Below are 11,814 nucleotides of genomic sequence, written 5' to 3'. Positions count from 1 at the left end.
TCCTGGCATGGGCGGGCCGCCATCCGGCCCGCGGGAACCTTGAGCATACTACAGCGTATGGTGTCGGTGAAATGCCCGCCGGGGCAGGCTCAGCGCAGCGCGCCGGGCAGTCCGGGCACCGGTGACAGCGCGCTTTCGCGCTTGATCTCGTAGCTGCGCGGCTTGCCGTCCAGAGGGCCGGCTTGGAGCGTGCCGCGCAGGCTGTAGGACAGCCCGCGGCCGTCGGCCAGCGCGGTAGCCAGGCGCGCGCGCCCGGCCGGCGTGGGGGTGACCACGGCGGTGTGCACGTCGGCGGATTCCGGTGCCACTTCCAGGTTCGGCTGCAGGTCCAGCCGCGCCGCGGCGCCGTTGTCGAAGGCGATTTCCAGCGCGGTGCTGTCGAAACGCATCGCCACGCTGCTGAAGTTGTTGAGCCGCAGCGCCACGTCCCAGCGGCCATCGGCACGCACGGTGAGCTGCTGGATGCTGGCCGCGGGTTCGGAGACGCGCCGCACCGGTCCGCTGCCGCAACCGGCCAGCAGCAGGGCGAGGGTGGCGAAACAGGCAAGCCGGCGGATCATGCGGAGGCTCCGTGGGAGGAAGGCCGCAGCATACCCGCGCGTGTCGCAGGCATCAGTAGATCTGCTCGCCGCCGGGAACGGGCAGTTCGCGGATGTACAGGTCCTTGGCGGCGATGAACGCCTCGGCGCAGCGGTAGGCTTCGCGGCCCAGTTCCATGCGCGCATCGGCATCCAGCGGGGCGCCGCGGTGGGCGCCCACCAGCTGGGCGAACAGGGTCAGGGCGATGTCGTGGATGTCCATACGGGGCTCCCCAGAGGAAGTGGCGAACATACACCCGCGACGCGCCTGCAGGAACCCGCCGGCAGGCGTCTGCCGTGCCGGCGGTGATGGTGCTGCGCTGGGGCCGGATCAGCCCTGTCGCGAATCGCGGCGCCCGGCGCCCGGCGCGTTGCCGCGGCGGCCGTCACGCGGCTGCTTGGGGCCGGCGTGCGCATGCGCCTCGGCGGTACGCGGCTTGCCGTGCGGACGGCGGTTGCGGGCGGGACGCGGGCTGCGCGGCGCGTTGTCGAACGGCTTGGCGTCGCTGCGGATCGAACGCGAAGGCTCGAAGCCCGGCACGACTTCCATCGCGATCTCGCGGCCCAGCAGCTTCTGGATCTGGCGCAGCAGGTTGGCCTCGTCCGGCGACACCAGCGAAATCGCTTCGCCGGTTGCGCCGTTGCGGCCGGTGCGGCCGATGCGGTGGACGTAATCCTCGGCCACCATCGGCAGGTCGTGGTTGATCACCAGCGGCAGGTCCGGAATGTCGAGTCCGCGCGCGGCCACGTCGGTGGCCACCAGGATCCGGGTCTTGCCCGACTTGAACTCGTTCAGCGCCTTCTGGCGGGCGGCCTGGCTCTTGTTGCCATGGATCGCCAGCGCCGGCAGGCCGGCACTTTCCAGCTGCTCGGCCAGGCGGTTGCAGCCGTGCTTGGTCTTGCCGAACACCAGCACCTGCTCGGTGTGGCGGCGGGCCAGGATGTCGATCAGCAGGTCGCGCTTCTTCGACCCGTCGACCGGGTGGGCGTGGTGGCTGATGGTCTCGATCACGGTGTTCTGCGCGGCCACCTGCACCTGCTGCGGGTCCTTCATGAACTCCAGCGCCAGCGCCTTGATGCGCGGCTCGAAGGTGGCCGAGAACAGCAGGGTCTGGCGCTGCGCGGGCACGTGCTTCATGACCCGCTTGATCGACGGCAGGAAGCCCATGTCGAGCATGCGGTCGGCTTCGTCCAGCACCAGCATCTGCACGTTGCCGAGCTTGCAGGTGCCGCGCTCGAGGTGGTCGATCAGGCGGCCCGGGCAGGCCACCAGCACGTCCACGCCGCGGCGGAACGCTTCCACCTGCGGCTGCATGCCGACGCCGCCGAACAGCGCGGTAACGTTGAGGCGGAGGTGCTTGGCGTAGCTGCGCAGGTTCTCGCTGACCTGCACGGCCAGCTCGCGGGTGGGGGTGAGCACCAGCACGCGCGGGCGGTGCAGGCCCTCGGGCTTGGGCATCTCGGCCAGCTTCTGCAGCATCGGCAGGCCGAACGCGGCGGTCTTGCCGGTGCCGGTCTGGGCGCCGCCCAGCACATCATGGCCGGCCAGAATCAGCGGGATCGCCTGCTGCTGGATGGGGGTCGGGGTGGTGTAGTTGTTGTCGGCAAGCGCGCGCAGCAACGCGGGCGCAAGGCCCAGGGATTCGAACGACATGGAGGAACTCCTTTGGTGCCCCGTACGGATACGGGGCGGCCCGGGCGTTCCTGTTGAACCGCGCCGCAGGCAGATGGCACGACGCCGGTGATCCGGGCCGTGTCTGCGCGACGAAAGGCGTACGGGAAGAAAGCCGCTAGGGGCGGCCGGCTCGATCAGGAAAAACGCACCTTTCGCGGAGGAAAGGAGATCAGCCGTGCGCAGAACAGCGGGCATTGTACGCGAAAAGCCCCATCGCGCCGCTTGGCCCCTTCCGTCGTTCAGGTTGGCATGCCACTCTTCCGGCTTCCCGCAGAGTCCGATCAACGCATGAAGCTTGAAGTCCGCCTTGCCCAGTGGCTGCTGGCCGCCGTCTTCCTCGTTGCCGGTGGTTTCCGCCTGTGGCAGGCGCTGCGCGGCGTGCCCACCGGCAACGACACCCTGCTGCTGAGCACCGCCGAAATGCTGCTGGGCGTGCTGCTCGCCGCCGGTTGGCAGCTGCGCGCGGTGGCGCTGCTGGCCGCCGCCCTGCTGTTGGCCGATGCCGCGCTGTCGCATCCGTTCTGGAAGTTCTCCGGCGGCACCCAGATGACGCAGCTGCTGCAGTTCATGAAGAACATGGGGCTGGTGGGCGGGCTGGTGCTGCTGTCCGGCGCCGGCGGCGCCAAGCGCCGCTGACGCGGGTTTTCCGTGGGCGGCGGGTGCGTGTCGCCCGCCTACGCGGACGGGTAGGCCACTTCGATGATCGCGTAACGCACGGTGCCGCCCGGCAGCGGTGCTTCGAACTCGTCGTCGACGCGCTTCTTCAGCATCGCCCGCGCCAGCGGCGCATCGATGCTGACCCAGCCCAGCTTGGCGTCGGTCTCGTCCGGGCCGACGATGCGGTAGCGCACCAGCTCGCCGCTGGCGGTGTTTTCCAGCTCCACCTCGGCGCCGAAGAACACCGCCTCGCGGTCGGACGGCGCGGCGTCCACCACCTTCAGCACCTCCAGCCGCTTGCTGAGGTAGCGCACGCGGCGGTCGATCTCGCCCAGCTGCTTCTTGCGATAGGTGTATTCCGCGTTCTCGGAGCGGTCGCCCTCGGCGGCGGCTGCTGCCAGCGCCTTCACCACTTCCGGGCGCTTCACCCGCCACAGTTCGTCCAGCTCGGCCTTCAGCCGGTCGTGGCCTTCGCGGGTGATCAGCGCCGTGCTTTTCTCGGCGGGGGGACGCCAGCGGCCCATGCGCGGCTCAGCGCTTGCCGCCGAAGATGCCACCCAGCAGGCCGCGCAGGATCTGCCGGCCCACCTGGCTGCCCACCGTGCGCGCGGTCTGCTTGGCCATGGTCTCGATCATGCCCTGGCGGCGCTTGGTGCCGAACAGCGCGTCCTTCACCGTCTGGCCGAATCCGTTGCCGTCGTCCGCTTCCGCCGTCTTCGCGGCCGGGGCCTGCGCCTGCACCGCCTTGGCCTCGGCCTTCTGCGCCAGCAGCTCGGCGGCGGAATCGCGGTCGATGCGGTTGTCGTACTTCATGCCCACCGGGCTGCCGGCGCGCACCTGCATGCGCTCGGCATCGGTGATGGCGCCCATCCGGCAGCGCGGCGGCGCGATCAGGGTCTTCTCCACCGGCATCGGCACGCCCTTGTCCAGTAGCATCGACACCAGCGCCTCGCCGGTGCCCAGCTGGCCGATGGCCTGCGCCACGTCCAGGTCCGGGTTGCTGACGAACGTCTCCGCGGCGGTCCTCACCGCCTTTTGGTCGCGCGGCGTGTAGGCGCGCAGCGCGTGCTGCACGCGATTGCCGAGCTGGCCCAGCACGTTGGCCGGCACGTCGTCGGGGAACTGCGAGCAGAAGTACACGCCCACGCCCTTGGAGCGGATCAGCCGTACCACCTGTTCGATGCGCTGCTGCAGCGCGGGCGGGGCGTCGTCGAACAGCAGGTGCGCCTCGTCGAACACGAACACGAGCTTGGGCTTGTCCAGGTCGCCCACTTCCGGCAGGTTCTCGAACAGCTCGGACAGCAGCCACAGCAAGAAGCTGGAATACAGCCGCGGCTTCAGGATCAACTGGTCGGCGGCGAGGATGTTGACCACGCCGCGGCCGTCGGGGGTGGTGCGCATCAGATCGGCCAGCTCCAGCGCCGGCTCGCCGAAGAACAGCTCCGCGCCTTCCTGTTCCAGCCGCAGCAGCGCGCGCTGGATGGCGCCGATCGACGGCGCGCTGACCAGCCCGTAGGAGGTGCTGATGTCCTTGCGCTCGTCGGCGATCAGGCCCAGCAGCGCGCGCAGGTCCTCCAGGTCGAGCAGCAGCAGGCCGCGGTCGTCGGCCAGCTTGAACACGATGTCGAGCACGCCGCTCTGGGTGTCGTTCAACTCCAGGATGCGGCCCAGCAGGGTGGGGCCCATCTCGCTGACGGTGGTGCGCACCGGATGCCCGGACTTGCCCCACAGGTCCCAGAACACCACCGGCGCCGCTTCGTTGCGGTAGTCGCTGATGCCCATCTGGTCGATGCGCGCCTGCAGCTTCTCATTGGTGGTGCCCGGCACCGCCAGCCCGGCCACGTCGCCCTTCACGTCGGCCAGGAACACCGGCACGCCGATCCGGCTGAAGCCTTCGGCCAGCGTCATCAGCGTCACCGTCTTGCCGGTGCCGGTGGCGCCGGCCACCAGCCCGTGGCGGTTGCCGTACTTCGGCAGCAGATAGACGTTGTTCAAGGCCGCGCTGCCGCTGGTCTCGGTGGTGATGGCCTTGCCGACGAAAATGGGGTCCATGGCGCGCGTCATCCGGGAGGGTCGCCGGATTCTATGCGAACGCGTGCGCATTCATGGATGGCGCGGGTTGCCCCCGCGCAGCGGGCGCGGCTACCCTGCCAGCCCCTTTCGCAAGACCACGCCTGATGTCCCTTCGCCCGTTGCCCGTGATCGCCGCGCTTTTCCTCACCCTGCTGGCCGGGCTGTGCGCGCCCGCCGCGCAGGCGGAGTCCAAACGCGAGCTGGCCGCGGTGGCGGTGTTGCAGCAGCGCATGGACGCCGCCGAGAAGCGCTACCGCGATGCCATGCTGGCGGTGGACGAGGAAGCGGCGGCCAACGCCACCAAGGCCGCGCTGGCGGAAATGAAGGGCGTGGTGGATGCCTGCGCGAAGCAGCGCGGCTGCTCGGTGGAAACCATGCTGGCCACTTACGAGCGGCTGCTGCTGGCCACCCCGCAGTTCGACGACGCCACCGCCGAGGACGGCAACGCCGACCCCATCGACGAGTCCGACCTGGACGACGTGGACGTGCCCGATTCCGCCAACGCCGCCTCGCTGCTCAGCGAGGAAGGCCAGCGCTTCGTGAAGATGGTGCAGTTCAACCCGGCGGTGCAGGCCGGCATCCGCCGCTGGCTCACCGACATGCGGCCGTCGCTGATGGACAGCTACGAGAACTACCGCTACATGCAGCACCTGATGTCGCCGGCGTTCAAGCAGCACGGCCTGCCGGAAGCGCTGCTGTTCGGGATCATGGCGAAGGAGTCCAACGGCAAGGTGCACGCCGGCTCGCGCGCCGGCGCGGTGGGGCCGCTGCAGTTCATGCCGGCCACTGGCCGCCGCTTCGGCCTGGGCAACGATGGTAGCGGCTTCGACACCCGCTACGACCCGCGCGCCTCCGCCGATGCCGCCGCGCAGTACCTGCAGGAACGCATGGCCCAGCTCAACAACAGCATCGAGCTGTCGCTGGCCGGCTACAACGGCGGCGAGGGCCGCGCCCTGCGCGTGTTCCGCGAAACCGGCGGGCGCAGCTTCTGGGACGTGGACGTGTACAACCAGTTCCCGGCCGAAACCAAGGACTACGTGCCGATGGTGATCGCCGCCGCGTGGCTGTTCCTGCACCCGAAGGACTACGGCATCCGCTGGCCGCGGGTCAGCGCCCGCCCGGCCACCGTCACCCTGTCGCAGCCGGCCTCGCTGTACCAGCTCACCATCTGCCTGGGCAACTGGGGCTCGCGCGACGGCTACTTGCGCGCGCTGCGCAACCTCAACCCGCGCTGGCAGCCCGGCGAACTGCTGCCGGCCGGTACCGCGCTGAACGCCACCACCCGCATCGCCTGGCTGTACCGCTTCAACTGCACCCGCGGCAAGCGCCTGGACCTGGCCCAGCAGCTGATGACCAGCGACGTGCGCTCCGCGCTGGTGCGCGTGGGCGACCCCATGCCCGCCGGCGTTGCCGCCGCCGCCCAGCCGGCCGCGCCCGTCACTCCGGTACGCGCCCCGGCCAAGCCCAAGACCTACAAGGTGCAGCGCGGCGACACCCTCGGCGGCATCGCCCGCAAACTGCGCTGCGACATCGGCGACCTGGCCAAGGCCAACCGTCTGAAGAAGCCGCAGTACGCCATCAAGCCCGGACAGAGCCTGACGCTGGCCGGCTGCGGCTGATACCGCGTCCAGACCGGACGGCGCCCGCCGTCCGGCGCTATGGTGGGGCCCCGCCGGCCAGCCCGGCCGCACGCCCCGCGCCATGGCCACCGATACCGATTTCATCGCCTATCTGGAAGAGCAGGCCGGCCTTGGCGCCCGCCTGACCCACCGCCGCATGTTCGGGGAATACGCCCTGTACGTGGACGAGAAGGTGGTGGCCTTCGCCTGCGATAACAGCCTGTTCGTCAAACCCTCAGCCGCCGCCACCCGCCTGGCCCCGGACCTGCCGCAGCGCCCGCCGTACCCCGGCGCCAAGGACTACCCGGTAGCCGACGAGCTGCTGGACGACGGCGAGCGCCTGCGGGAATTGCTGCTGGAAACGGCGGTGCTGATGCCGGCGCCGAAGGTGAAGAAGGCGAAGGCGGCCGGGAAGGCGAAGAAAAAGTAGCCCGCGGATTTGCAGGGGGGCTGGTTGGGGCGATATGTTCCGTAAATGGGGTGTTGCGCTGCCGTGGTTCTGGGCGCGTTTGTGTTTGAGGGGGCGCGGCGCTTCGTTTGGAGCGATCTGGCGGCGGGGTGCCTGCTTCGCGTTGGCGGGGTGGGTGGGGAATTTCATCATCTGGATTAGTCTTCATTTTTGAGGGCTAATCAGGCGTTAGGTGCCGCATGGAGTGAATCGTGAACGTGATCCTCAAACGAGCTTACGAATCACCTTCCAAGAATGATGGCTACAGAGTGCTTGTCGATCGTCTCTGGCCGCGGGGAGTGGCCAAGATTAAAGCCAAGATTGATCTTTGGCTTAAAGAGGTCGCACCATCAACCGAACTACGCCAATGGTTTGGACACGATCCGGAAAAATGGCCTGAGTTCAAAAGGCGGTATCGCGCTGAGCTGAAGAACAACCCAGCATGGGCTGAGCTTCAATCCCTCGCCCACCAGAAGGATCTCACCCTTGTGTACGCAGCTAAAGACGAGGTCCACAATGACGCAGTGGTGCTCAAGCAGCTTCTGGAGCGCGGCACCTAACAATTCATTCAAGCCGAACCCGCTTCGCGGGTCGGCTTAATTAAGGCGTTAGGCACTACTTGGAGAGAATATGAAAAGGCGTATTTTCGTAGCAACTATGCTTTTGTCATGCACCATCCCGGTCATGGCGAATTGCAAAGATCCAATGACCCAAATGGAAATGAATCAGTGCGCTGCGGCTGACCTAAAACGTGCAGATGCGCAGCTCAACGCAAGCTACAAGAAGCTAATGACTCAGCTGGATGCGAACCAGAAAGCTGAAGTCAAAGCTATTCAACTGGCATGGATCAAGTTCAAAGACCTCAACTGCAAGTTTGAATCGTCCAGTGCAGAGGGTGGATCAATGCAGCCACTGCTACGAGACACATGCTTGACTCAACTCACAGAGGCCAGAACCAAGGATCTCAAAAGCTGGATCACGTCTTTCGGGCTGTAGTGCCTAACAATTCGTTCAAGCCGAGACCGCTTCGCGGTCTCGCGCGTGATTCACTTGCCGGCTGCGGTCCGGCTTAACTCAGGCGTTAGGCGGCAACATGACGGCAATTATCGGGTTCTGTAGAGAAAACGGGGCATTTTTGGCCGCTGATTCCGCTCGAATGAATGTTGATTCTGGACAACTGGAGAAAGCGCCCGTAAAGAAAATCGAGTGTTTGAGAGATGGGATCCTCATCGCTACCGGCGGACTTGGAACCATAGGGCACCAAGCTCGTGATGAACTCATATCAGCCGTCCAGTTGGATAACCAGACAACATCAGCCGTTGTTGAAAAAGCGATAGAGATATTCTCAGCCGCTTATGCGCAATCACTGATTTTGGTGCCAGGCCACAAAATCCCACTCACCTGCATCTTGGCGGGCAGAGATGATGAAGGAAAAGGCTTTATCTGCGCATTAGGCAGCGCACAAAGTTTCAAGCCACTCTGGATAAAAACAGTTGGCCAGCCGTACTTCACGGGATCCAACACCAATTTGGTCATTCAAGAAGCATCAATTGTTATTCACGAGCTAAAAAGCTCGAATGAGAAATTTCATCTTGATGAGTGGGCCATTCGATCAATGGATAGAATCTCAAAACTTGATGGCTCCGTGCAGTTCCCACTGCAGCTGGCGTCAGTTACAGACCAAACATTGAATCTATTTCCAGTCCATCGTGAACACGCCCATGTCACTGGATTCTCCACTGCTTTTCCGCAACTATAAGCCGCCTAACAATTCGTTCAAGCCGAGCCCGCTTCGCGGTCTCGGACCGACCGGATCCGCATCGGGCGGGCCGGCTTAACTCAGGCGTTAGGCCGCAGAACCAGAGATCAGGTCAAAGAGTTCTTAAAGAAAATTTTTGACTGCAGGCGACCCGCCCTTGAACAGCACCGCCCAGTCTCCGGCATAGCTAAAACCCGCTATGCCTCCGCAGTGGGTTGCGGGTTCACGCAGGCCAAGGCACTCTCAGTTCCAGGGTTGTCCGGGCAAAAGAGCATCGCCTTCAGCGGCCTAACAATTCGTTCAAGCCGAGACCGCTGCGCGGCCTCGGCAAAGTCCCGTAGGATTGTGACTCTGCCGTGGCCGCGCAGCGGTCCGGCTTAACTCAGGCGTTAGGGCGCAATGGAACTAGCTCACATCCACTTGCAGTATGACCGTCTTAAGCGGCACCTCCAGATGGCGTTGGCAGGCGGCGATGAGATTGCTTTCCTTGATCTAGCCCATGTGTTGAGGATTTGGGTAGAGCTCAAGGCGCCAGTCACGGCCATCGCTAAGGCGCATGGCATTTCCCTCGGCCTTCCGCATCACACGCCGCCAAAGTTCATCAAGCGCTCGCTGCAGGGCGCCACTCACATCTCAATGCCGCTTGCCTCTGGCGTTGAGAGTCCTGGCGTGCAGATCCAAGGGATTCGTATCACAAACCGGGCACTGTCCCCGGAAGAGATCAAGCGTCGGGCCATGGCTGGACCACCAGTCGCAACCGTTTCGCAAATGAACTTTGCCGAGTGGCTTGCGGCTGGCGTGGTAGAAGTTCCGTCTGAAACAGACGGTCACCCACACGCGATGTTGTCGCGGGAAATGCTCATAAAGCGCGTTGCAAACGTTCTTGGAGCAAGCCATCCTGCCGGCTCGGAGAACGCCGACGAATTCGAGAATCGGTTCGACAACATCGTTCTTCAATTGCACCGCCTGAGGGTCGCCAATGGTTATCCCTCAACCTACTATCAGCTACTTGAAATCGCAGGACAGATTGTTCAAAAGCTTGAGCCAATCCGGGCTATTGCGCCCTAACAATTCATTCAAGCCGACGCCGCTTCGCGGCGCGGCTTAATTCAGGCGTTAGCGCTCATGTGAATCCCCGCGGGGCGCTCACGCGGATGAAGCGGCCAGCTCAGCAAAGCGGCAGGTCGCAACTTACAAAGCAGCTGTTTTTGCGAGCCTTGCCCTCTCAGCGTCATCGTTAGTTGTGGCAATCGTCGCACTCATTTGGTAATCCGTTGACTCCGAGCCGCTTCACAGCTTCGAAGTCAACACATAGATCAAGAGCTAGGAAGGGGGAAACTTGGCAAACTGGTTCAAAGAAGAGATCGAACAGTTCGGCACCACTGTCGATGCCTCAATTCAAAAGGCCAGCATCGAGATTCAACGTCACGTTGACAAAATTGGGGACGACCTGAATGTGCAGCGAACGCTCACAAAAACGGACGTTAAGGAACTTATTGACTACGCGGCTACTCGTTTCGGGGAGTCAATCGACACTCGAGTTCAAACTGCCAAGGTGGAGATAGCGAATCTCGTCACGGAAAAAGTTGGGGAGGTTCGTCGAGAGCTTACTGCCGCCGCTGATGAGCAAAAGCAATCCGCAATCCGTAATGCAACAATAGCTATTGGCACAGCCGTGGCAATCGGAGTGCTATCGCTTGGCTATCGAAAGTACTTGCATGGTGAAATCGATCTCCTGTTTGTGTTCCGCGCTACACTGGGTGCGCTCGCCGCAGGACATATTGTTTGGCTCGCACGCAACTACATCTTCAGGTACATTGGCCTCAACGAGACTCAGCGAAGTCTAGTTATCGCTGGAACTCAATATTTAGGCGCACTTCGCCCCAAGGGCGCCATTGGGCACATCCTGTTGCTTTCTACTGTTGCGATGTGTTGGCTGACACTAAATTTTTGGCAAGAGCTCAAGATCTTCTTTCACACAATCGCGGGGTGAGTCCTAACGTCATAACGGGGTCAGGTTCACTTCCTAATTATCGTTTCTCCTAGCGCGAAAGGTCCGCATCATTGTGGGGGAACGGCTTCAAAGTATTTTTTTGCGAAGTTCAGCAGGTTTGTAACGACACCGGATGCGCGAGACTGGCGCCGGTTTCCCTTCAATGAGAGCCGCCATGTCCACTCCCACCCTTGCCGCCATCGCCACCGAGTTCCTGTGCCTGTGTGCTTCCGGGCAGGTGCGGGAGGCGTACGACCGCCATGTGGCGGAGGATTTCCGCCACCACAACGCCTGGTTCCCGGGCGACCGCGATTCGCTGCTGCGGGGGATGGAGGAAAGCGCACGCACGGAGCCGAACAAGTCGTTCGAGGTCAAGCAGACCATCGAAAGCGGCGACCGGGTGGCGGTGCTGTCGCGGGTGCGGCGCGAGCAGGCCGACATCGATATCGCAGTGGTGCACATCCTGCGGTTCTCGGGCGGTAGGATCGTGGAGATGTGGGACGTGGGGCAGGTGATCCCGAAGGATTCGCCGAACGCGTTGGGGATGTTCTAGCCGGCGACGGTTGCGGAAAGCGGGGGAGTCCGCGTTTGCTGTTGTGATTGGTGCCCGCCGGCAGGTGCAGGGGCGGGGCTTTGACATTCGTTGTGCGGGGGAGCGCATGCGGCTGCAGACATTGCTTGTGATGGTGGTCGTGGCGGTGGGCGGTCTGGCCGCCTACGATCATTTCCGGCCGCGCGCGGTGGCGCCATCGGCCGTGGCCGAGGTTGCGCCGGCGCCGAGGAAGATCGTGGTCAACGCCAATCCGGTGGAAGACCGCTCGTGGATCAAGCCCAGGGACGGCCAGCCGGCGGCTGCCGCGGCATCCCCCTACCAGTGCGACGGGCGCACGATGTGCTCGCAGATGCGCTCCTGCGGGGAAGCGCAGTATTTCCTCCAGCATTGCCCCGGCACCAAGATGGACGGGGACAACGACGGCGTGCCCTGCGAGCAGCAGTGGTGCGGCTGATTGGC

The 11,814-nt window shown here is 64.2% G+C and carries 15 protein-coding genes; 10 read left to right on the top strand and 5 right to left on the bottom strand.

Annotated features, from left to right (window positions below):
* Positions 1–89 precede the first annotated feature (89 nt).
* The 3 genes from ICG51_RS02990 to ICG51_RS02980 form a co-directional block, all read right to left on the bottom strand.
* The gene (locus ICG51_RS02990) at positions 90–560 is read right to left on the bottom strand and encodes a hypothetical protein (protein ID WP_190281581.1); all 471 of its coding nucleotides are present in this window, start codon (positions 558–560) and stop codon (positions 90–92) included.
* Positions 561–612: 52 nt separating this feature from the next.
* The gene (locus ICG51_RS02985; RefSeq protein ID WP_190281580.1) at positions 613–801 is read right to left on the bottom strand and encodes a hypothetical protein; all 189 of its coding nucleotides are present in this window, start codon (positions 799–801) and stop codon (positions 613–615) included.
* A 108-nt stretch (positions 802–909) separates the two neighbouring features.
* On the bottom strand, positions 910–2,232 hold the full coding sequence (locus ICG51_RS02980; protein WP_190281579.1) for a DEAD/DEAH box helicase: 1,323 nt from the start codon (positions 2,230–2,232) through the stop codon (positions 910–912).
* Between the two features lie 309 nt (positions 2,233–2,541).
* Between ICG51_RS02980 and ICG51_RS02975 the strand changes: the two genes are divergently transcribed.
* On the top strand, positions 2,542–2,889 hold the full coding sequence (locus ICG51_RS02975; RefSeq protein WP_190281578.1) for a hypothetical protein: 348 nt from the start codon (positions 2,542–2,544) through the stop codon (positions 2,887–2,889).
* A 38-nt stretch (positions 2,890–2,927) separates the two neighbouring features.
* Here the strand turns inward: ICG51_RS02975 and greB are convergent, their stop codons facing one another.
* Positions 2,928–3,434: a transcription elongation factor GreB gene (greB, locus tag ICG51_RS02970; protein ID WP_190281577.1), complete on the bottom strand. Its 507-nt coding sequence runs from the start codon at positions 3,432–3,434 to the stop codon at positions 2,928–2,930.
* Positions 3,435–3,441: 7 nt separating this feature from the next.
* Positions 3,442–5,013: a helicase HerA-like domain-containing protein gene (locus ICG51_RS02965; protein ID WP_255428740.1), complete on the bottom strand. Its 1,572-nt coding sequence runs from the start codon at positions 5,011–5,013 to the stop codon at positions 3,442–3,444.
* Between the two features lie 74 nt (positions 5,014–5,087).
* Here ICG51_RS02965 and ICG51_RS02960 point away from each other — a divergent pair, with 74 nt between their 5' ends.
* The 9 genes from ICG51_RS02960 to ICG51_RS02920 all read left to right on the top strand — a co-directional run bounded on the left by ICG51_RS02960 (position 5,088) and on the right by ICG51_RS02920 (position 11,809).
* Positions 5,088–6,602 carry a lytic transglycosylase domain-containing protein gene (locus ICG51_RS02960; RefSeq protein WP_190281575.1) on the top strand — a complete coding sequence of 505 codons (1,515 nt, stop codon included), beginning with the start codon at positions 5,088–5,090 and terminating at the stop codon, positions 6,600–6,602.
* Between the two features lie 82 nt (positions 6,603–6,684).
* Positions 6,685–7,032 carry a TfoX/Sxy family protein gene (locus ICG51_RS02955; RefSeq protein WP_190281574.1) on the top strand — a complete coding sequence of 116 codons (348 nt, stop codon included), beginning with the start codon at positions 6,685–6,687 and terminating at the stop codon, positions 7,030–7,032.
* 230 nt (positions 7,033–7,262) lie between these two features.
* Positions 7,263–7,610: a DUF488 domain-containing protein gene (locus tag ICG51_RS02950; RefSeq protein ID WP_223809505.1), complete on the top strand. Its 348-nt coding sequence runs from the start codon at positions 7,263–7,265 to the stop codon at positions 7,608–7,610.
* A gap of 145 nt (positions 7,611–7,755) precedes the next feature.
* Positions 7,756–8,046 carry a lysozyme inhibitor LprI family protein gene (locus tag ICG51_RS02945; RefSeq protein ID WP_255428739.1) on the top strand — a complete coding sequence of 97 codons (291 nt, stop codon included), beginning with the start codon at positions 7,756–7,758 and terminating at the stop codon, positions 8,044–8,046.
* A 97-nt stretch (positions 8,047–8,143) separates the two neighbouring features.
* Entirely contained in the window at positions 8,144–8,809 is a 666-nt protein-coding gene (locus tag ICG51_RS02940) for a hypothetical protein (RefSeq protein WP_190281572.1), read from the top strand.
* Between the two features lie 453 nt (positions 8,810–9,262).
* Entirely contained in the window at positions 9,263–9,877 is a 615-nt protein-coding gene (locus ICG51_RS02935; RefSeq protein ID WP_190281571.1) for a hypothetical protein, read from the top strand.
* Between the two features lie 271 nt (positions 9,878–10,148).
* Positions 10,149–10,802 carry a hypothetical protein gene (locus tag ICG51_RS02930; protein ID WP_190281570.1) on the top strand — a complete coding sequence of 218 codons (654 nt, stop codon included), beginning with the start codon at positions 10,149–10,151 and terminating at the stop codon, positions 10,800–10,802.
* A 175-nt stretch (positions 10,803–10,977) separates the two neighbouring features.
* Positions 10,978–11,355, top strand: coding sequence for a nuclear transport factor 2 family protein (locus tag ICG51_RS02925; RefSeq protein WP_190281569.1), 378 nt, complete (start codon positions 10,978–10,980; stop codon positions 11,353–11,355).
* Positions 11,356–11,461: 106 nt separating this feature from the next.
* Complete coding sequence (locus tag ICG51_RS02920) at positions 11,462–11,809, top strand: excalibur calcium-binding domain-containing protein (protein WP_190281568.1); 348 nt, start codon at positions 11,462–11,464, stop codon at positions 11,807–11,809.
* Positions 11,810–11,814 lie beyond the last annotated feature (5 nt).

It is taken from the genome of Thermomonas sp. XSG, assembly GCF_014678725.1.
Taxonomy (GTDB): Bacteria; Pseudomonadota; Gammaproteobacteria; order Xanthomonadales; family Xanthomonadaceae; genus Thermomonas.
The sequence above is the reverse complement of the archived record's forward strand: the minus strand, read 5'-3'. Positions and strand labels throughout refer to the sequence as shown.

Bases quoted from the DNA above. Each gene is read 5' to 3' on its own strand.
- ICG51_RS02990 (WP_190281581.1), bottom strand. From the start codon at position 560: ATGATCCGCCGGCTTGCCTGTTTCGCCACCCTCGCCCTGCTGCTGGCC.
- ICG51_RS02985 (WP_190281580.1), bottom strand. From the start codon at position 801: ATGGACATCCACGACATCGCCCTGACCCTGTTCGCCCAGCTGGTGGGC.
- ICG51_RS02980 (WP_190281579.1), bottom strand. From the start codon at position 2,232: ATGTCGTTCGAATCCCTGGGCCTTGCGCCCGCGTTGCTGCGCGCGCTT.
- ICG51_RS02975 (WP_190281578.1), top strand. From the start codon at position 2,542: ATGAAGCTTGAAGTCCGCCTTGCCCAGTGGCTGCTGGCCGCCGTCTTC.
- greB (WP_190281577.1), bottom strand. From the start codon at position 3,434: ATGGGCCGCTGGCGTCCCCCCGCCGAGAAAAGCACGGCGCTGATCACC.
- ICG51_RS02965 (WP_255428740.1), bottom strand. From the start codon at position 5,013: ATGCGCACGCGTTCGCATAGAATCCGGCGACCCTCCCGGATGACGCGC.
- ICG51_RS02960 (WP_190281575.1), top strand. From the start codon at position 5,088: ATGTCCCTTCGCCCGTTGCCCGTGATCGCCGCGCTTTTCCTCACCCTG.
- ICG51_RS02955 (WP_190281574.1), top strand. From the start codon at position 6,685: ATGGCCACCGATACCGATTTCATCGCCTATCTGGAAGAGCAGGCCGGC.
- ICG51_RS02945 (WP_255428739.1), top strand. From the start codon at position 7,756: ATGACCCAAATGGAAATGAATCAGTGCGCTGCGGCTGACCTAAAACGT.
- ICG51_RS02940 (WP_190281572.1), top strand. From the start codon at position 8,144: ATGACGGCAATTATCGGGTTCTGTAGAGAAAACGGGGCATTTTTGGCC.
- ICG51_RS02935 (WP_190281571.1), top strand. From the start codon at position 9,263: ATGGCGTTGGCAGGCGGCGATGAGATTGCTTTCCTTGATCTAGCCCAT.
- ICG51_RS02925 (WP_190281569.1), top strand. From the start codon at position 10,978: ATGTCCACTCCCACCCTTGCCGCCATCGCCACCGAGTTCCTGTGCCTG.
- ICG51_RS02920 (WP_190281568.1), top strand. From the start codon at position 11,462: ATGCGGCTGCAGACATTGCTTGTGATGGTGGTCGTGGCGGTGGGCGGT.